General features: G+C 29.6%; 16 protein-coding genes. All 16 read right to left on the bottom strand.

Annotated features, from left to right (window positions below):
- Positions 1 to 195: 195 nt before the first annotated feature.
- The 16 genes from CLRAG_RS16810 to CLRAG_RS16740 all read right to left on the bottom strand — a co-directional run bounded on the left by CLRAG_RS16810 (position 196) and on the right by CLRAG_RS16740 (position 20,505).
- Positions 196 to 459 (bottom strand): DUF1858 domain-containing protein, encoded by a 264-nt coding sequence (locus CLRAG_RS16810; RefSeq protein WP_065079463.1) that lies wholly within the window; start codon positions 457 to 459, stop codon positions 196 to 198.
- Between the two features lie 123 nt (positions 460 to 582).
- Positions 583 to 1,311, bottom strand: a complete 729-nt coding sequence (locus CLRAG_RS16805) for an AAA family ATPase (RefSeq protein ID WP_065079462.1) — start codon at positions 1,309 to 1,311, stop codon at positions 583 to 585.
- Positions 1,312 to 1,707: 396 nt separating this feature from the next.
- The gene (tnpA, locus tag CLRAG_RS16800; RefSeq protein WP_242872165.1) at positions 1,708 to 2,166 is read right to left on the bottom strand and encodes an IS200/IS605 family transposase; all 459 of its coding nucleotides are present in this window, start codon (positions 2,164 to 2,166) and stop codon (positions 1,708 to 1,710) included.
- A gap of 67 nt (positions 2,167 to 2,233) precedes the next feature.
- On the bottom strand, positions 2,234 to 3,478 hold the full coding sequence (gene ltrA, locus CLRAG_RS16795; protein WP_065079461.1) for a group II intron reverse transcriptase/maturase: 1,245 nt from the start codon (positions 3,476 to 3,478) through the stop codon (positions 2,234 to 2,236).
- 23 nt (positions 3,479 to 3,501) lie between these two features.
- Positions 3,502 to 3,648: a hypothetical protein gene (locus tag CLRAG_RS20680; RefSeq protein WP_154105016.1), complete on the bottom strand. Its 147-nt coding sequence runs from the start codon at positions 3,646 to 3,648 to the stop codon at positions 3,502 to 3,504.
- A gap of 737 nt (positions 3,649 to 4,385) precedes the next feature.
- A complete protein-coding gene (locus tag CLRAG_RS16790) occupies positions 4,386 to 4,802 on the bottom strand; it encodes a 3'-5' exonuclease (RefSeq protein WP_275507588.1) in 417 nt (138 codons plus the stop codon).
- A gap of 422 nt (positions 4,803 to 5,224) precedes the next feature.
- Entirely contained in the window at positions 5,225 to 6,049 is an 825-nt protein-coding gene (locus tag CLRAG_RS16785; RefSeq protein WP_065079459.1) for a hypothetical protein, read from the bottom strand.
- A gap of 143 nt (positions 6,050 to 6,192) precedes the next feature.
- A complete protein-coding gene (locus CLRAG_RS16780; protein WP_065079458.1) occupies positions 6,193 to 7,194 on the bottom strand; it encodes a zinc ribbon domain-containing protein in 1,002 nt (333 codons plus the stop codon).
- A gap of 29 nt (positions 7,195 to 7,223) precedes the next feature.
- Positions 7,224 to 7,652 (bottom strand): zinc-ribbon domain-containing protein, encoded by a 429-nt coding sequence (locus tag CLRAG_RS16775; protein ID WP_065079457.1) that lies wholly within the window; start codon positions 7,650 to 7,652, stop codon positions 7,224 to 7,226.
- A 17-nt stretch (positions 7,653 to 7,669) separates the two neighbouring features.
- Positions 7,670 to 8,437, bottom strand: coding sequence for an FxLYD domain-containing protein (locus CLRAG_RS16770; RefSeq protein ID WP_065079456.1), 768 nt, complete (start codon positions 8,435 to 8,437; stop codon positions 7,670 to 7,672).
- A 276-nt stretch (positions 8,438 to 8,713) separates the two neighbouring features.
- The gene (locus CLRAG_RS16765) at positions 8,714 to 9,280 is read right to left on the bottom strand and encodes a recombinase family protein (RefSeq protein ID WP_065079455.1); all 567 of its coding nucleotides are present in this window, start codon (positions 9,278 to 9,280) and stop codon (positions 8,714 to 8,716) included.
- 262 nt (positions 9,281 to 9,542) lie between these two features.
- Positions 9,543 to 9,791: a hypothetical protein gene (locus tag CLRAG_RS16760; protein WP_167351585.1), complete on the bottom strand. Its 249-nt coding sequence runs from the start codon at positions 9,789 to 9,791 to the stop codon at positions 9,543 to 9,545.
- Between the two features lie 328 nt (positions 9,792 to 10,119).
- A complete protein-coding gene (locus CLRAG_RS16755; protein ID WP_065079453.1) occupies positions 10,120 to 11,067 on the bottom strand; it encodes a DUF4062 domain-containing protein in 948 nt (315 codons plus the stop codon).
- 135 nt (positions 11,068 to 11,202) lie between these two features.
- Positions 11,203 to 11,724, bottom strand: a complete 522-nt coding sequence (locus CLRAG_RS16750; RefSeq protein ID WP_065079452.1) for a hypothetical protein — start codon at positions 11,722 to 11,724, stop codon at positions 11,203 to 11,205.
- 64 nt (positions 11,725 to 11,788) lie between these two features.
- Positions 11,789 to 12,094: a hypothetical protein gene (locus CLRAG_RS16745; protein ID WP_065079451.1), complete on the bottom strand. Its 306-nt coding sequence runs from the start codon at positions 12,092 to 12,094 to the stop codon at positions 11,789 to 11,791.
- Positions 12,095 to 12,168: 74 nt separating this feature from the next.
- A complete protein-coding gene (locus CLRAG_RS16740; RefSeq protein ID WP_065079450.1) occupies positions 12,169 to 20,505 on the bottom strand; it encodes a phage tail tape measure protein in 8,337 nt (2,778 codons plus the stop codon).
- Between the last annotated feature and the right edge of the window lies 1 nt (position 20,506).

The raw sequence follows: 20,506 nt of genomic DNA, 5'->3' as shown, positions 1-20,506 counted from the left end.
TCCAAGTGTACGTTGCGAGCAGCTACGTCCCTGGATAACAATTTTTCCTAAAGGATAACGTCTCTAAGTACTGAAGCACTAAGAATACTGTTAATAAGCATCAGGTGTGGAGTCAAAACCCCATCTGATGCCAAGAACTCTGTTTATCTTATAGAAGATATCAAAAATCTAAAATAACTAATCTCTACAATTGCATTATTTAATATTGTATCGTGACTTCATAACATCCTCAATCTTCTTTTCTATTTTCCATTTTATTTTCTCCCTTAATGGAATTTTATTCAAACTTTGAATTAAATTCTCTACGTCGATTCCATGAGTTGCAGCAGCATCTTCTATACTCTCATTTTGAGATGAAGGGCATTCAATACAACCCATACCAAAATTCTTTAATATTTCTATTGCCCTAGGCCCCATATTAACAATATCCTTTATTAATGTTTTTCGATCGACTTCCATAATACACATCTCCTTATTAAACATTGGTCTTGTCCATTTAATATGTCTAATGCAGCATAAAACATCAAGTATAAATACTTCACATCAATAAATTAATTTCAATTACTTTATAACATATAAAAATTACTTTGCCATTACTCCAAGTATATCCAACATTTTTTTAGGATTATTAACAAATGATTTCATTATCTGATAAGTCTCGGTATCTTCATAATTAACTTTTCTTAATCTATCATCCAATTGATAAATTATAGAATCTGGATAAGACAATACTATTGGCGAATGAGTAGCAATTATGAATTGAGAATTATTTTTAATTAAATCATGCATTCTTGAAACTAGAACCATTTGTCTTGTTGGAGACAAAGCAGCTTCTGGTTCATCTAAAATATATAAACCATTTCCTCTAAATCTATTCATAATTAATGACATAAAAGATTCTCCATGAGATTGTGAATGTAATGAATTCCCACCATATGAATCAGTAACATCTATATCATCAATATTTGAAGCTAAATTGTAGAAACTTTCTGCTCTTAAGAAAAAACCGTCTTTAGGTATTTTAGTTTCTCTAATCAATTTTAAATTTTGCCACAAATCAGAGTGGGTATCTCTTGTTGAAAAGTTAAAATTTCTAGACCCACCTTCAGGATTGAAACCACATGCTATAGCAATTGCTTCAAGTATGGTAGATTTTCCAGTCCCATTTTCACCTATTATATATGTTACTTTAGGGTGAAATTTTATAGTTGATAAATTTTTTATTACTGGTAAACAATATGGATATTCAGAAAACGAATTTACTTTTTTTGTATCTAATTGAATTTCTCTTATAAAATAGTTCCGATTCATTTTATTCCCTCCATATTGTTTATTATATCTATCTCATATGTGTTTATCAATTTAATTATGAGTCAATATTGTCTTACTATTCCATAAACTACATTTCATTTATGTGATTTAAATTTCCAAGACGTTTTAAACGACCTGTACATATTTGTAATACTCTTTAAGCGTTATACTAAATTTAACTTGGGTAATGATGCTGCGGGTATTGTATTTCAGCCATTCGTTAAATTTGATGAATCACTTAAATCATCATATGTTGTTCTACTTATAGTCAAGTACCACCAGCTAAGCTGGTGGCTTGATTAAGCCCTATAAGGGCATGGTACTGGCAAGCGCTACTCGCGCCCTGAATAGACCGCCAATCGCAAAACATTTCCAGCGGCCACCCTTGGTGGCTGCTTATTTTCTTCTTTTTACTTGCTCACCTGTAAACGGATCTATATATTCTTTTATACTTATTTGTTCCACAATTTGATCTTCTTGTAATTGATTTTGTATATACTTTGTTATTGCTGTTTTATTTCTTCCAACTGTGTCTACATAATAACCTCTACACCAAAAATGACGATTTCCATATTTATATTTCAAATTTGCAAATCTATCAAATATCATTAAGCTACTTTTTCCTTTAAGTATTCCCATAAACTTTGATACACTTATTTTGGGTGGAATTGTTACAAGCATATGTATGTGATCTATACATGCATTTGCTTCTATTATCTCTACATTATTTCTTATACATATCTCTCTTAATATTTTCCCTATTTGTACCTTATATTTCCCATATATTATTTGCCTTCTATATTTTGGTGCAAACACTATATGATATTGACACCTCCATTTTGGTCGAGTAGGCAAGAGGATTCTCACCCCTAGTCTCTCACAGAACCGTACTTGATAGTCTCCCATCATACGGCTCTTATTATCAAGTCACTGGCATATAGCCCACTGACCAATGGTAAAATAAATTCGGCATCACTTTTGCGATTCTCTTCAACAATATCTGTGCTTTATGAATCCCATTTTTCACTTTCTTGTGAGTTCTTCTTAACCATCTCGCCAGTCTTAGATTCACGTAGTTAATTCCTTGCCTAAATGCTTCACTTGGATTGTATTTCAAGAAATAGTTCATCCATCCTCGTATAATTGGATTCAATATTTCAGACAAGATTTCAATTGATGTTGTATTAGCATTTATTATTGCTTCTCGTATTTTATTTCGGAAACTCTTTCCTGCTTCTTTGCCAACTGCTGGCGTAAAGCCAGTAAAATATTCACCAGTACGGCTCTTACAGCATCTACTTCGGAATGTATATCCTAGAAAGTTAAATGACTCATTTCTATAATGCTCATTAAAATTTTCACTTCTACAGTAGACTATTCTGGTTTTATCTGGATGTATTTCTAATTCACATTCTTTCATTCTTTTTGATAAACTATCCATTATGTATAGTGCCTGTTTTTTGCTAAGGCAGTGTATTACTCCATCATCTGCATACCTTTCCCAGGGGTTCCTTGGAAATTCTTTAGCCATCCATATATCAAAAGCATAATGCATAAACAGATTTGCCAAAACTGAACTTATGACTCCACCTTGCGGAGTTCCAGATTTTCTATCCTTAATATCTCCATTAGGCATTTGTATTGGTGCTTTCAAGAATCTCTCTATATATAAAATTATCCACTTTTCCTGCGTATGCATCTTGACTGCTTTCATCAGTTTCTCATGACTAATATTGTCAAACAAGCCAACTATGTCAAATTCAATAACCCAAGGCATTCTAAAACATCTTTTCCTTGCCATCCCTACAGCATCTAGTGCAGATTTATAAGGTCTATACCCAAAAGATTCTTTTAAAAATATCTTTTCTACTTTTGGTTCAAATCTACTCCTTACAACCATTTGTGCTATCCTATCCTCAATTGTTGGTATTCCTAAAAGCCTTGCTTTCCCATTCTTTTTAGGTATTTCAACTCCTCTAACAGCCTTAGGAAAGTAACTTCCAGATGCCATTCTATTCCATAGTTTATACATATTGTTTTTAAAATCTTTATCAAATTCTTCGAAGCTTACACCATCAATTCCCCCGACACCTTTGTTCGCTTTCACACGCTTGTATGCCATTAACACTTCCTTTTTCGTGATTCTAAATGATTTCCCTTCTATCAATTTAATCCTCCCATTTCTGGTTGTTATATTTCAGAAGTTAAGATAATAGAATTCCTTTGCTCCATTCCCATTACAGCAATTTCATCACTACTACGAATTCTTCCGCACCTGAACATCTCTTTTCTACTTTCACTCTCGTACTTTGGCAACTCAAATTTTTCGATTAACATAGATATTCAAGATTCTCCTGTTCCTTTCAAAAGCCTATACCATGCTCCTGTAGCCTCTACACCGATAGCCATCTGACCAGTAAACAGGTTCCCGTCAGACTTATCCTGAAGTCCACACAATACCTCAGTTTCGACTATACTTTAAAGTCTTAACGATGCTTAATCAGCTCTTCACTTTCGTTCAGCTTCATGGCATACACCTGACAGTTTTCCGCTGCCTTTTCCTCATGCGCTCAGCACCATAACTTTTGATTACAGCACCCATGGGTGGTTTATGATCTGCACCTGTATACCGACCATGGAAGGCCTACTTCCATCTTTTGAAAAGCATTGTCTTTGACATTTTTCTCTTTTTTCATTGTCTTTTGCATTCAGGACACACTATGTGATAAGCTTTCTATGTCGTTTCCCATAACGACACCTCCCTATGATATTTTAATTTTTGCGATTGTCAGTCGTTCAAATTATATCATAGGGGGTTTTTTATTGTTCAGAGCTTAAGCCCTTTTATCCACCGGCATTACCGGTGGTTTTCTTGACAAGTGAAATGAGGTCAGTATTTTCATACTGACCTCAAATGATTAAATGGGCTGCTGTTATTAAAACAGCATATATGTGATGTATATTTCTTACATAACAAATATATAATATTTAAATTATTTCATCTAGTATTTATTACTGGTTATATATGAAATTAATAGAAACTTACTTATAAACTAGGCTACACTTACCTTTAATCACAAACATTTTCTGGCAGCATCCTTCATCAACTGTCCATTATAAAGAACAGAAAAGTCAAATCCTATCTCTCTATTATCTGAAAATAATACTTTTAAGCAATTATCTCCCTTATCTATTATTTTCCCACTTCCAAACACTTTGTGAACTACATAGTCTCCTACTTCTAAACCGCAATTTTTCATAAGTTCTCCCGAATTTAACAAGTCACATTCCTCTATAAACCTGGATACATCTACTGCCTTTTTCCTAATAGTACTTGAATAACATAAAGTCAAATTATCTATGGCTCTTGTAACTCCTACATAAAAAAGCCGCCTTTCTTCTTCCAGGTTATTTTGTATGCTATTTGCATGAGGAATTAATCCTTCGCTGCAGTTTATTATGAACACATTCTCAAACTCCATACCTTTCACGCCGTGAATATGAAAATTTGATATGTTTTAATTGGCTAGTATCTGTGATTTCATTATTAAATTTTATAATCCGTTCCATTCACATAGTTATATTATACTACTTCCATTTAATTAATTCAGTATGATGTAATAATTACCATATATGTATAGCTTTTAAAAATATTTTTCTGATTTTTTTGCTTATCTATCTTTTAATATTTATTTTTATATAAAAATAGTTTCTAATTTTTTATCAAGGACTTATACTATATTTGCATTAAATTCAATTATAGATTTTCAAGTTTACATTTATTTCTATTAACATAATATTTTAAAAGTAAATTTAATTTAGGCATATAAAAAAGCACCACATTTCTGTGATACTCTTAATTATTATATAAATTATTCAAACCTTATATTATCTTTCATATATCTCTAATGATTTACTTTTGCATTTGATCTATCAAATCATTTTTTTGTTTAAGTAAATCAATTTGTTGTTGTAATGCCTGCCTGTATTCTTCACTGCCCTTATACATACCTTTCTTTTGAGATTCTATTGCATATATCTCATTGTCTATTTCTTTCATTTTACCAGAATATTCATTACCTTTATCATTATTCAAATTACTATTATTTTTCACATTGGATTGCTCTGTATTATTTTGTGCCACTTGTTTAGTTTCTTCCATTGGCTTAGAATTTTCCTGTTTTTGATTCATAGCTTCGTCAATTGAATCCTTTAAATTCTTGGCATCTTCATTATTACTATCAATCTTTAATATATCATTTAAATATTTATTTGCATCATCATACTTACCATTTTTTGCAGAATCATTTGCTAATTGCATATTTTGTGCTATAAATTGCTTTTTACACTCATTAATTTCTTTTTGAGCATTGGAATACCACTTCAAACCGCTTTTATCTATCGTCTTAAACTTTTCTATAGCTTCCAAATATTTTTTATCATTTGCTAACTTCATTCCATCATCATAAATTTCTTTAAACTTCTTTAAAGTCACAGCCAATTTTATATTTTTCTCAACTAAAGAATCTTCTTTATATTTTAATGACTGCTCAAATAAAGCTTCAGCTTTATCATAATCATCCTGACTCATATACTTATTTGCTGTAGTTATTAAATTATTATATGCTTGTACTTTGTTATAATTATATGTACCAAATCCTATACCCACTAATACTACTATTACTAATATAAAAATTGGAAACTTATGTTTCTTTAAAAACAGTTTAATTTTATCCATATTAATCTCCCCATTCTATTTTAAAAATTTATCTAGGAGTACACTTATTTTCTTCATAGATCTTCATTCTTCCATTTTAAATTTTTTCTTGAGTAAATATAAATCCTACCATGTAGTAATACTATTTTAAAAACTCACTAATGCTAACTAGTTACAATAATGTGATATTTATAAGCTTTATCCCAATCATAACCATTAGGAATAATATTTATGTCTCCACCACCTACAGTAGTAGTTTTTATAGCTGTTGGTGATACTGACTTCATAACAGTACCATCAAATAGAACTCTCTGTGAAGATTTTGAGGAAACATTCCCTATTAAATTAATTTCTTGACCTACTTTTAATTGTATACTTGAGCCATTGGGATAATTTGTGGCCATTATATATCCTCTCTCATCTATTGAATATTTTATTATAATAGAAGTATTTATTGCTTGTTGCTGTTCTTTGATATTTCCTTCTGCTTTAGATTTTCCTTGTGCCTGTACAATTTTAGCTTTTAATCGTTTAGCATCACTACTATTAGCATCTATCTTCAATATATCATTAATATATTTATTTGCATTATCATAATCTCCATTTTCAATTGCATTATCAGCAGCTTGAATATCATCATTTATAACATTCTTTTTACATTGTGATATTTTACTTTGTGCATTATTATATATTTGCACTACACTTTGATTTATACTACTAAATTTCTGTATAGCTTCTGAATATTTCTTATTGCTCATTAGCTTTAAACCTTGATTATATATACTTTGGTATTGTTTATATTTTTGTGCTTCTGTAAGCTCTTTTTGAACGTTGCTATCGCTTCTATACGTTAATGCTTTATTATATAATTGTATTGCTTCATCATAATTTCCTGCATTCAATTTTTGATTAGCTGTTTTAACTAAATTATTAAATTCCTTGGCTTGTACATATTTATATCCACCAAATCCTGCACAACATATAACTACTATCACAATCAAACCTATAATTATTTTCTTTACTTTTCCAGAATTAGATATTATTGTTGGATCTTCAATATCATCATTCATAATTGGAGTTATTTCATCATTATTTATTTTTGCTCCACATTTATTGCAATATACACTGTTATCTGATATTTCTTTTCCACAATTAGGACAAAACATTTAAATTTACCTCACTCTCAAAACTTTAATTAATTATTTTTATATTTTTTGAAAACAGTTGAAAATACTATAGCTAAAATGCTTACACCTAATCCCCTAGTAAATATAGCAAAACCTTTTAAAGCTCTCCCAACATCTTGATAATATACTTCCGCTAGTGATGTACCAGCTTCAGATCGAAGCGTTATCATATCATCTCCAGCTTTACTTATATGTTCTGCTGAAATAAAAAATAATGCACATCCTATAATTGCTAAAGCAATAAATATTTTGGATATATTATTTTGAGCATTATTTGATGATATTTCTTTAACCTTATTATCATTGCTTGTTTTATTAATATGTGATTCATCTTCCATCATAGATTTCTGTTTATCTTTTATTCTTAAATCACTTCCACATACACTACAAAATAAACTATCATCTTCAATTTCACTTGAACAATTTGGACAAATCATAATAAACATCTCCCATCTTACTTACTTTCTTTTATGCCAACCACTTTATATTTAGAAACTCTATCTTGATTTATAACTGGTGCTTTAAAGTTCCAACTTGTATTTCCTTCTAAATTATTAATATTCGCTAATGTGCTCTCCACTTGATTACCACTTGCATCATATAAATTTATATCTACCTCAACATAGCTATAAGAATCATTTGATAAATTTTTTATAGTACCACACACATGCCCATCTGAACAATAATCATTTTCCAATTCTAACATCGCATCATCAGATGTTAATTTACCTGAAGTATTAGGATGCTGCACCGTTTCCGTTTGTGTAGATGTATTAACCGACGTATTATTATCACTTTCAGAGGTAGTATCATTATCTTGATCAGTACTTGTACTACTATTATCATTTTGTGTAGCCACTTGAGATGTAGTATTTTTATCAACTTGAGAATTTTCTTTGTGACTAAAATTACCAACAACTATAATTGCAATTATACCTATAATAATTAATCCTGCTATAACTTGTTTCTTTTTAAATTTAAAATTTTGTTTTGTTGATAAAGAATTTCTAATATAACATAATCCAGTTAATATTAGCATTAAACCAGTTAGTGCCAAAATACACCCTAATACTAGTAATGTAATTATAAATACCTTATTATTAAGCAAAGCAATATTTGAACTATTATTTTTTAGATAATTAAACATTGGAGCAAATATTATAAATGCTATAGTAAATATCACTAGTAATGCATTGGTAAATTTAGCAAGTTTATTTTTCATAGAATATGATCCTCCTCATATACTTATGTCTATTCACACTTTATTCATATTATCAGTATTCTACAATTTATAACTAATTCCTCCTAAAATTCCATATTATATAGTATTAATTTATAAATGCACAAATAAAAGCATCAAATTTCAGAACATAAAGACATTACCATTTTTTACTCTGATGTGTGAGTTAATGTACTAGAGCGGTTTTACACAAATTTAACTGCTAAAAAATTGTAAAATACCCCCCTACCACTATATAGTTATAAAAAAAAGAAGGTATTATTCCCTTACCTTCTCATACTCTTTGACTAATTTATAAAATGTATTTCTTTTAAGTCCTAACTGTTCCATAGCTTGATTGCCTTTTAATTCTCTATTCTTCCATTTTGTATAAACTTCTTTCCAGTTGCTTGGATATTGGATTTCTTTTCTGCCCTTAAATTTACCTTCTTTTTTTGCTATTGCAATGCCTTCCTTTTGTCTTTCTAATAGGTTCGCACGTTCAAACTCTGCTATTGCTCCAATCATAGTTAACATTAATTTTCCTGTTGCTGTAGACGTATCTATATTCTCTTTATTGCTTACCAGATGTATTCCCTTTGCTTGTAATTCTTCTACTATATTCAATAAATCTTTCGTACTTCTTGCCAATCTATCTAAACTATGGATATATATTGTATCACCTTCACGTGCAAATTCTATCATTGCTTTCAATTGTGGTCTATCTATATTTTTAGCACTAACTTTTTCAGTAAACCACTTATCAATATTATGTGGCTTTAATGCTTCAATCTGCCTTTCCTCATTCTGTTCAACTGTACTTACTCTTACATAAGCTATATTCATATTATTACTTCCTTCCCTTAACTTCTTATCTATATTATATCAACTTGTTTGTTTGAAGTCAAGGACTATGATAAACAAATGTTTATAAATTGTAGAAGCAATCCTATACAAACACTTTTAAATATATTTTGCTTATTTATTTAGAGTATACTTTAAATAAACAGTTATTATATAAAGAAAGGTAGTATTTAAAAAAATATATTTTGAAAACAAAATTAATAGAGAACTATTTGCAGAAAAACTTTCACTTACACAAAATAAGTTATTTTTGCTTTATTTTTTCTACTGGAGATGCAAATAGCCAATATTTACCATCGGCTTGTTTAGCAATTCTGATATTAAATTCTCCTTCCTTTTTACTTCCAATCAAAATATATGTATCACAAGTATCTTCTAAACATTCTATAGGAAGATTCGAGCTGTCAATCATTCCCATATCATAGAAATCAGAAATTTCTCTTTCGATTGTTGAATAATATAAATTATCTATTTTTATACTTAGTGAACTCATATCATCATTTCCTTTCATTAAGAAACTACTTTTAAGTTTCTATAAATAGCTACAACCATTGATATAACTATCTTTTCTCGATAAACACCGATAACCACTAAAAAGTGTGTATCGGGTAAACTTACTAATATCAACGGTTACAGCCACTTTTCACCCCAATGTTATCGTATCCATGAAAAAATCACTCTGCGGTGTGAGTACATGTGGTTTTTTTATATATACTCTTAAATCATTAAATTAATTTTATGTGTACAAAGATTACAGATTTAATTAAATTTGAACCTCATCAATTTTTATCTTCATCTTATATATATTTCACATAACAACTTTAATTATTAACATCTTCAAGCTCTAATCTAGCTATAAAATTCAATCCATTTTTTGACATATGTATTTTTTCATATTTAGTTCCTGGAACTCTATTTATTTCTAATAAACCAAATTCAATAAGAAATGGACTTATATCATTAAAAATATAACTTTGCAACTTATCGATACCAGGACAATTGGTAAATCCTGTAACAAAAATATTTTTAAATATTTTAAAGAAATGTAAATAAGTCATAGTTTTATCTTTTTTACTATCCTCAAAAAAATTTTTTGATATTGTTAACGTCTTTTTACTCAATACCTTTTTCAGCTTTTCATATTCAAAATTTCCTATTTTATCTTTCTCTTTAAGTTTTTGAAGCTGTCCTTTTAATTTATTGTTCTCTTTTAATAATTTACTATTTTCTTTTATTATTTCTGTATTATCATCAATTTCAGAACCTTTTACCCAACCATATAAATTATATTGTTCTTCTAATTCAGTAATTGAATCTTTTATAGCCAATTTTATATCTTTACAATCATCTACTTGTTTTACTATTTTAGTCATTACAAATTCTTTAAAATTATTATATTTATCTTTGTTATCTTTTTCAAATACATCTAACCCATTAGCGGCTTTTTTATGTAAAAATGATTCAGTTAATACAACTGCAAATACAGGAATCTTTTTATCAATCGCATATCTATATTCAATTTCAGTATAACTTTTACCTGAACTAGATTCTATACTCCCATATCTGCCACCTAAAATTAACATATATATATCTGATTCATTAATCCATTTTTTAATTGTTTCTAATTGTGATACATTTCCTGCTCTAAATAATTCCATACCAGCAGGTATATGTTTCGATCCTAAAATAGCTTCTACTGCTGCTTGTCTTTCTTCTTGTAAATCTATATAAGTTGATGAAATAAATATTTGCAATTTCTTTTTTGTCATATTTCTTTTACCTCCCTCGTATAATATTTCTACAGGAGGAGATAATTTCCTTCAATTTTAGCTTAATTTAACTATCTTTTTAGTATTATAGTCAACACATTTATATGCAAATAACAACTTAAAACATATATTTTATCAAATACTCCACATCAATAAATTAATTTCAATTACTTTTTTGATTCCACTATTAGCATTTAACATCAATTTTTTGATTTGAAATGTTAATTTAGAAAGTTGCTGTGTAAGAATTCCTTTAAATAAGCAATCTACCTGAACACCTTCCACTTTATATGAAAATGCCATAAATGTTTCTGTAACAGTTCGTTTCTTCTTAAACGCAATTGCAAAAATACCTAAAGTTAACAATCTGGAAAATGTTACATCTTTTGAAATCTGTTCTTTTGTCAATAACTCACATCTTATTATATCTTTTGTATTAATTAGTTTATTTTGAATATATAATCTATTATGATTAGGGCTTTCACTTTTTATTTGAAAAAGAATTTTCTGATTAGATTTAAAATATGGTTGTCCAGCTAAATGAATAATTTGTTCTTCTAATACTATATGTTCATCTGATATTCGTTGACTTTGACTAAAGCAAGACATAATAAAACCAATACAGCAAAGTAAAATTAAACCTACCCAAATTTCCATAATACCACCGCCTCACGCTTTCATTAATTAACTTAATTATACACTTTTGTAGTATTATTTCATATTATATTACTGTAGGTTTTTTACATAAAATTATCTTGTTTGAATAGTTTCTATTATCAAGAACTAAACACACCACTACGTTTCCTACCGAATATTTTGCATTATCCATACTATATATTTTTTGTGTACAACTATTTATTTCTACGTCATATGTACCATCTATATTGCATTGCCTTACTATTCCATAAACCGTCCTACAATAATCTATTCTCTTCCTTTTTTCTTCAATCATCTTTTCTACTGCTTTCAATAATTCTTCCTTAAAATGACTCATTGCCATTTTTACTCTACCATTATCTTTTAACATTATTTATCTCATCTACCTTTCATTAAATTTTTTTAAATAAAAAGGAGAGTATATTTCAACTCTCCAATTAACTATTAATATCCATTTACATAACTACTTGTATATTGCTTTACTCCAAAATTACCCATTTCTTTTATGAAACTTTCACCATCAACCACATTTGGTAATTCTACCTTATCAAAATGAAAAGTATTACTTACTTTTGTAGGTTGATTTCTAAAATTATTCTTTATTAAATTATCCATAGGTATAGATTTCATTAAATTCGGCATTAAATCTGGAATATATTGATATGCATTAAGTGATTTATCTAAATCAACATCTCTTATTAATTTTGAAGCTTCTAAATATTTAGATGTATCATCTGGATTTAATACCATTTCTGGTTTACTTGGAGTTCCATCTACTATTGCAAGTCCAGTATAATCAATCTTTCCTCCATCTGCATATTTATATAAATCACCTGCATCATGAATAGGTAGATATCCTTTTCTTGCTAAATCTTCTTGATATAATCTATTAGTATCATATCTCGTTGAGCCAGGTCTTCGGCTAAATCCAGTACCAGGTAAAATTCTAATAGTTTCACCATATTGGACTTCCAAAATCTTAGCATCTGCACCTGTGGCATACTCAACTGGTCTTGTATCAACATCACCAATTTTTGTTGGAGTATATGAACTAACTTGAATTCCTGCTGCTGCCTCTGCCTCCAATAATTTATTAAATGATTCTATTGCCTCTTGTACATGGTCATTTACAGTTACAACCACTCTACCCATGCCATCGTTAGTTACATCATAAATATTACCCATGCTTGCAATAACTGTATCTAAATTAGTATTTGCCCCAACTTCAATTGAATAACTTTCCTTAGTTTGAGCATCCTGTATTAACACTGTTTGTTTCTGAGTGCTTTGTTTTATATTTTTAGTGACATTTTGATTATATTTTTGAACATTTGCCAAATCATCATCTCTAGCTTTTTCTAATGCCTTTTTAGTATCATCTGCGGTCTGTCCATAAATTCTTCTTGCTCTTGACTGAGATATTTGATTGTTAAGTGAACTAGTTACTGCTTCCCCTCCTAGAACCCAATCATCACCAGTTAAATTCACTTTAGAAGCATCAAAATCCTTAGAAGATATATCTATAAGATTATAATATGTACTATCAAGTACTTGTTTAGCACTTTCATAATCTTTTCCACCAGCATACACATTTCTTTTAGCAATAACACCTTTATCTAAAGCATTATTTTCAATTTTATTTGCTGTATCACTTCTATCTTGTCCATATATACGAGTAGCACCATTTAATACTAATCCAGGTGTACGGTCTTGTGAACCTATCACTTTATCTCCTGCTTTTGTATGTAATTCAGACCATTCTTTTTCTGTCCATCTATCTGTAGGTATATATGTATAGGCATCACCATAAATTGCCTTTGCACTTATTAGATCTTCCCCCTCTGCAAATACAAAATGCTTAGTTTCTTGATTTTCTTCTGACCAATTTGCCATCTTTTCATTTGTAGCATATCTATCTTGTCCCCATAATCTAGTACCAGTACCACCATTCTGATTTTCTGTAATTCCATAAGTAACACCTGCACCACCAAGAAGTAAATCATTATCCCCTAATTTAATTTTTTTACGTTGTTCATCTGTCATATGATCTTTGTCTATGTTCACATATGTAATTCCATCAGTACCAAACATTTGCTTTGCATTATCGATGTCAATTCCACTTCCATACACCACGTGCTGTGTAATTGCTGGTGTTTGAGGATTTGTAATTCCTGTAATATTATTTTGAGCATTAACAAAATTAGGATTTAATTTATTCATTTCAGCTATTTGTGCTTCAACGTTTTCTGTTATAATATTTGTGATTTCAGGGAATGTACTACTATATAAGTTAGATATTTGTGACAAACTATTTTCTACAATTGTACTAATATCAGTTTGACCATTTTTAAATAAATTTTTTTGGTCATTAAAAGCATTTTCAATATTAGTTTTAATTCTATCCATAGCTTCTTGACGCATTGATACTTCTTGTTCTAATTCGTCTTTTTCGTCATTTAATGAATCTTGGTCATGTTTTTGCTTTGTCTGTCTTTCCCAATCATTATTAGATTGTGCTTTATCACGCATATCTTTTTCATCTTGGTCAACAGTATCTTGATTTGCTACATATGTAAATTGCCAATTACCATTTTTATCTTTAGTTAATTGCTGTACACTTTTATTTGCTTGGTCTTCTTGCAATTTTACTCTAGCTTCTTCAAGATCTAACAAATTCTTATTTCTAGTTTCCTGCTCTTCAAGATTCTGTTCCTGCTTATCCATTAATTTAAGTTGTTCATCAATGGCATTTTCTCTAGCTTTAGCATTATCTTCAAATTGTTGTTGAGTTTCACCACCATATATAGCATTCTCTGCTATATCAAGAACTTGATTCTCAGCTAATTCTTCCATTTTCTTAGCATTATCAATTTGACTTTTTTGTAATTCCGATTGCTTTTCTTGAGCATCATCTATTTTATCATTATACTCTGTCCACAATTCAGAACCTTGTTCAAATTCACTACGTAAATCTTGCCATAATTTAATCTGTTGTGTATAGATATCATTTTGTTTTTGCAAATCATCATTAATCTGATTATAATATCCTAATTTTTTATCAAAATCCTCAATAGTTTCTCCATTTGCCTTTGAAGAATCGGTTTTATCATTTAATACATCCATTTCATCATTAACAGATTTTATATCATCTACATATGGCTTTAATTTATTTTGAAGATTTAAATCATCAATACTATTATTAATTGTTACTATTTCTTTATTTGTGGCTAATAATTCATTATTTATCTTATTATATTCGTCTATTTCTATTTGTCTTGTGGTATCATTCTTTTCGGTATCAATCAATTCTTTTATTGTTTGTAATCTTTCTTCCGTCCTTGCCTTAATTTCTTCTTGCTGTAATAATTCCTGTTTATTTAAATCTAATTCATCTTGATAATTAGATTTGTCTTCAGTGTCAATTAAATCTAATTGAGCTTTTATTTCAGTTAACTGATCTGTATATTGCTTAGTAGAATCAGTTAAAGCATTATCCTGCCATTCTGTAAAATCTGTATGTAATTTATTTATTGTTTCTACTTCTTGTTCTTGGGTATCTAATAAATCATTTTTCATTTGAGCAAGAGTAGCTTTATCAAATACTGTTTGTGTCATTTGTGACCTAATAAATGTTTCTTTTTGTGATAATGCACCATATATATCATTTTCATCTGTTAATTCAGCTTTTGCATATTTATCTGCTGATGCAGAATCAGTTTCTCTTAATAAATCATACTGCTGTTTATTATAATCTTGTAATTTAGTATAATTATCTATTTGCGCTTTAAAAGCATCTAATTGAGAATTATACTTTTCAGTATATAAATCTAATATAGTACTTTGGTTATCTATCATCTGTTTTTGATAATCTGCTGTTTTTGAATTTAAATCATCCATTTCAGATAATACATCAGTATCATTACTTACATCAGCACTACTATCTGGAATAGATTTACTACCACTAGCATATGCAGATTTTTTATTTTCTACCGAATTAGCATATCCGTAATTACCTCCACCATTTTCACCAGTATTATATAAAGCAACTCCTTTTTCTTCACCATATTTATCAATTAATCCAGCTAGATATTGAGTTCCTGCCATTACATTCTTTAACGGATCTGTCCTTTGATCTCTTGGTAATCCCATAGATTCTGCTGTATCTGGTTCAAGTTGCATTAATCCTACTGCACTACCTGTTACTTGACTTGCATCCCATGTACTTTCTTGTTCTATTACTGCTGCTATAAGATTAGGATCTACACCATATTTTGAAGCTGCTGCATCTACAATCTCTTTATATGTCATTGAACTTGGTACAGATGTTTCTGTACTAGAACCACCCCCTGAAACAATCCTTCTAGCACCACTATATCCATCTGCATTAGATACATCATCTAAAGATTCTACTTTTACATCACTTCCACTATGTGTCGCTGCTACAATATCTCCGCCTCCAGTATAAATTGCGACATGTCCTGGAGAACTACCTTCAAAAAATACTAAATCTCCAGGTTGTAAATTATCTTTATCTACTGGCGTTCCTACTGTAAATTGTTCTTCTGATGTTCTAGGAAGTGATATTCCAAGTTGTGAATATACATATTGAACTAATCCTGAACAATCAAAACCTGAAGGATCTGCTCCTCCCCTTACATATGGTACGCCTTGATATTGTTCTGCTAATTGTGCTACTTCTTCTCCCATTTGAGAACCTGCTCCACTAGCATATCCTCCTAATGCCCCCATGCTAGAATTATTTAAATCTACTCCTTTTTGAAGGAAACCATTCTTTTGTTTTAATAAATCTATTTCTTGTTGTAATCCTTGACGATACTCTTCTGATGTTTTATCCATATGTTTAAGGTCAACTTCTAATTTATTTTGAATATTATCAAGATTTTTAAGTTCAGTTTCATATTCTTTAGTTTTTTCTTTTACTTCATCTATTATTGCTTTTTGTGCCTTTTGAGCTTCTGTATTCCCCTCAGTTGCTTTAGTAGCTCCATCTTCACTAGGAGTATAACCATTATTATTTTCATCTGTTAATGCTTGAGTCGAAGAGGTAGCATCACTCATGGCTTTATTATAAGTATTATCAATATTATTTATAGTACCCTGTATATCATTAGCTTGCTGTGTGCTATTTTTGCTCCAATTTTTAAACATATTTTTTGTAGCATCTGGTAGTCCAGACATATTTGCAGCACCAGCCCATGATTTTGCTTCATCATTTAATATTTGAACTCTTGCTTTAGCTTGTTCATATGTAGTAGTTGTTTCTCCAATTTGTACCTGTTCATTGGATTTCGCAGCATCTAATTTAATTTGCTTTAATTTATTTACAGAAACTCCTTCATCGCCTAATATACCTATTTCAGCATTTAATAAACCACTATTCTTTATAGTTATATTACCATCTTTATCCTTTACTGTTGTTAATCCAGAAACATCAGTACTTAAAGTTTGTGCTAAATCGCTCATTTGTTGCTGTTGATCTATATTAGGTTTTTGTATTTGAGCTAAATTATTATATTCGTTACCTAATTTTATAATTTCGGCTTTATGGTCTATTTCAGCTTGAGTAGTATCTTTAATTTTATCTACAACATCATTTGTTTCTATTCTACTTTCTGCAACAGTTAAAGCCATTACTTCTCCAGTGGTTTTATTAAAAGCTACTCCTGCATCAGTTAATACTTGCTCCTGTTCTTTTATTTTTTTATTTACATCATCCAACTGATTATCATTCATATTTTTTATTGGAGCATCTACCCTTGGATCTCCTGTATTAGGAGAACTATTCATTTGTTTTTGTAATTCATTTCTTTGTTTAATTAAATTTTGTAACTGTTCCTGTGAAGATTGTAAATTTTTAGAAGATGAACTTATACTAGCACTATCATTATCTTTCATTGCTTGAGTTAACGTAACATAAGAATCCCTCAAACTATCTGTTTGTTCTTTTAATTCTTTTTGATGTTCCACATGCTTTATTATTGCTGCTGTCGCTATTCCGATTCCTACTGCAACATAAGTCAGTGGATTAGTAAGTAGTGCTAATGTTACACCTTTTATAGAAGTTGCCAATATATTGAATGTATCTGCTAATCCAGTCACTATTCCTGCTTTACTAGCTACGATCATAAAATTACTTAATACTATTCCTATTTGTGTAAATAATCCTGTAATAGCTTTTCCTTTAGTTATTATTAATACCATACTTGCTGCTAATCCAGCTAATGCAACACCAGAACCTTTACTCGTAGTTGCTAATGTATCCAATGTTTTTATAAAACCTGTTAAAGCATTTAAACCCTTATTTATAGATTCACTAGAAATCATTGATTGATATAAATTAGAAACACTATTTTTAAAATCATTAATTCTTGCTTGTGTACTTTTAGCAAATACTTTTTCATATTGTTTTTCTGCATAACCTGAAGCAGTACCTAAATCTTTCATCATACCATTGACTTTATCCATATTGTTCATCAATACCTGAAAATCTTCAGCATGTGTCGTTCCCGCCATGGCTTTTGATATGGCAGCCCTAGACACTTCATCGAGTTTTCCCCACTTCTTAGTTAGCTCATCTATAACCGTTTCATATGATTTAAAAGTTTTAGAATCAGACCTTAAATTTATATCAGCATATTTATGTAAATCTCTTTCTACATTTGATAAGTCCTGATTGTCAGCATCAAATTTTTGTCCGCCCTTTACATTTTGATATCTTGCGAATTGAGCAGCAAAAGATTGACCTATACTACTTGCATTTCTCCTACTAACACTAGATACTGTACTTATATAACTTAATAGATGATTAAAATCTACTTTTACAGATTGTGCCATATTACTTGATCCCTGCATTGCTGTTGCTATTTCCTTAAAACTGGTAGCACTTTCATTATCTGCAACGGTGAGTTTGCTAACTACATCATTTAATTCTTTTGCATTAGATGTATCCATCCTAAATCCATTGGAAATAGCTATTAATTGATCTGCTACATCCTTTGCGTCTTGACCACTTAATGCTGCCCCTATATTGGTAGCTTTTATTAGTCCCATAGATTCTTGTACACTATGACCTGCTCTAAGGAAATTCTCAGCACTTGATAACACTTGACTTTGGGTAACATGAAGCTGATTTGCTAAATCTGTATATTGTTTAGTAAGCCCTTTAACCTGATCTTGATTCATTCCAGTTACCATCTGCAAATTTGCCTGTGATTTATTTACACTATTAACGTTGTCGATAGCATCTTTAATTTTATTGATAGCTTCATAAGCAAGCCCTGCTCCCGTTGCGTAGAGTGCTAAATTCTTAACTGCATTTCCTATACTAGAACTAAAAGAACTATTTTTTGAACTTGCATTTTGTAATCCAGTAGTCAAATTATATAGAGAGCTTGTATCACTATCTATTGTCATTTTATGTTTACTGATTGCTCCATTACCCTCATTAACACTATAATTAACCGTCTTAACCTTATTTCCTAAAGAATCCATACTTTCTTTTATATTATCTATACTAGCTTTAGCACTTACTGTCTTTTGAATAAATTGTTCTATGTCTTGTATGCTAGAACCCATATTTATTCCTGTACCACTAAAAGTACCTACATTAGAACCAAATCCTTTTACTCTTTGAACTCCATTTGCTAATTGTTTTAATTTTTCTATTTCTTGGGAAATAACATTGCTATCTCCTTTTAAATCGTTTGACTTATATAAACTTTGTAACGCTTCTTTTATTTGATTTATTTTGATAGTAGGTATAATATTACCAAATTTATTTTTTAATCCATCTAAAGCGTTCTCCTGCTGTTTTATAGTATTTGTAACTTCAATAATAGAATTCTTTTCTCTGCCAAAATTATTTATTCTCCCTTTAATATCATTGGCTTCCTCTGTAGTAAGTGCCTTTCCTGCTTTTTTATATGTATTTAATTCCTCTATTAATTTTCCATATGTAACTTCTAATTCAAGATACTGTGTACTGCCAATATCTAATTTACCGTTATATCCACTTCTTGTATTATTTAATTTATTCTTCTGAGCAGTAACAAAATTACTTAATTGTTCCTGTTGTTTTAACTCATTAGTATATTGTTTCTGCTCATTCAATAAACTACTATATGTATTTTTTATTTCGTTAACTTTTTCTTTGAAATTAGTTATGTTTAAAGAATCTAATTGTTTCTGGAATTCACTTATAGAATTGTCTTTAATGTTGCCATTATTTTGTAAATCTTTAATTGCATCATTATATTTATTTTTGAAATTTTCTAATTTATCTATAGTTTTATCAAGATTGTTAATTTCTTTGATATTGTCTACCTTAAAGGTCAATGGAGTCATTGAATCTTTTCCATCTACAAAATCTTTAGCTGAATATTTTACTTTCTCTATTAGCCCGTTGACCTGTTGAAGTTGAATTGCGAAATCCTTCAACATACCATTACTATCAAAAGTTGGAGTTACATTAATCTGACCTAGTTGCTTATATGTATTAATTATATCTTCAAAACTACCCTTTATTCCCGCTAAATCCTGCTTACTTTGTATTGTATTTATTTGTAAATTAATTGGTTTTGAAGCTTCCTTCTGTATACTTTTGATTCCAGTTAACATACTATCTAGCTGATTAAGTACCGCATCTTTATTTACAGATATATTTACTTTATCTGCTGTGACTTTAGCTTTTATTTCTTCAATCTGATTTATCATTTGTTGGATGTTTTCAAGTTTCCATCCAATTTTTATACCATCTGCCATA

The sequence above is a fragment of the Clostridium ragsdalei P11 genome (assembly GCF_001675165.1).
GTDB classification, from domain to species: Bacteria; Bacillota; Clostridia; order Clostridiales; family Clostridiaceae; genus Clostridium_B; species Clostridium_B ragsdalei.
The sequence above is the reverse complement of the archived record's forward strand: the minus strand, read 5'-3'. Positions and strand labels throughout refer to the sequence as shown.

Excerpts from the sequence above, each read along its gene's own strand:
- CLRAG_RS16810 (WP_065079463.1), bottom strand. The coding sequence starts at position 459 with ATGGAAGTCGATCGAAAAACATTAATAAAGGATATTGTTAATATGGGG.
- CLRAG_RS16760 (WP_167351585.1), bottom strand. The coding sequence starts at position 9,791 with ATGAGTTCACTAAGTATAAAAATAGATAATTTATATTATTCAACAATC.
- CLRAG_RS20680 (WP_154105016.1), bottom strand. The coding sequence starts at position 3,648 with ATGTTAATCGAAAAATTTGAGTTGCCAAAGTACGAGAGTGAAAGTAGA.
- CLRAG_RS16755 (WP_065079453.1), bottom strand. The coding sequence starts at position 11,067 with ATGACAAAAAAGAAATTGCAAATATTTATTTCATCAACTTATATAGAT.
- CLRAG_RS16770 (WP_065079456.1), bottom strand. The coding sequence starts at position 8,437 with ATGAAAAATAAACTTGCTAAATTTACCAATGCATTACTAGTGATATTT.
- CLRAG_RS16745 (WP_065079451.1), bottom strand. The coding sequence starts at position 12,094 with ATGTTAAAAGATAATGGTAGAGTAAAAATGGCAATGAGTCATTTTAAG.
- CLRAG_RS16780 (WP_065079458.1), bottom strand. The coding sequence starts at position 7,194 with ATGTTTTGTCCTAATTGTGGAAAAGAAATATCAGATAACAGTGTATAT.
- CLRAG_RS16740 (WP_065079450.1), bottom strand. The coding sequence starts at position 20,505 with ATGGCAGATGGTATAAAAATTGGATGGAAACTTGAAAACATCCAACAA.
- CLRAG_RS16750 (WP_065079452.1), bottom strand. The coding sequence starts at position 11,724 with ATGGAAATTTGGGTAGGTTTAATTTTACTTTGCTGTATTGGTTTTATT.
- CLRAG_RS16775 (WP_065079457.1), bottom strand. The coding sequence starts at position 7,652 with ATGATTTGTCCAAATTGTTCAAGTGAAATTGAAGATGATAGTTTATTT.
- CLRAG_RS16805 (WP_065079462.1), bottom strand. The coding sequence starts at position 1,311 with ATGAATCGGAACTATTTTATAAGAGAAATTCAATTAGATACAAAAAAA.
- CLRAG_RS16765 (WP_065079455.1), bottom strand. The coding sequence starts at position 9,280 with ATGAATATAGCTTATGTAAGAGTAAGTACAGTTGAACAGAATGAGGAA.
- CLRAG_RS16785 (WP_065079459.1), bottom strand. The coding sequence starts at position 6,049 with ATGGATAAAATTAAACTGTTTTTAAAGAAACATAAGTTTCCAATTTTT.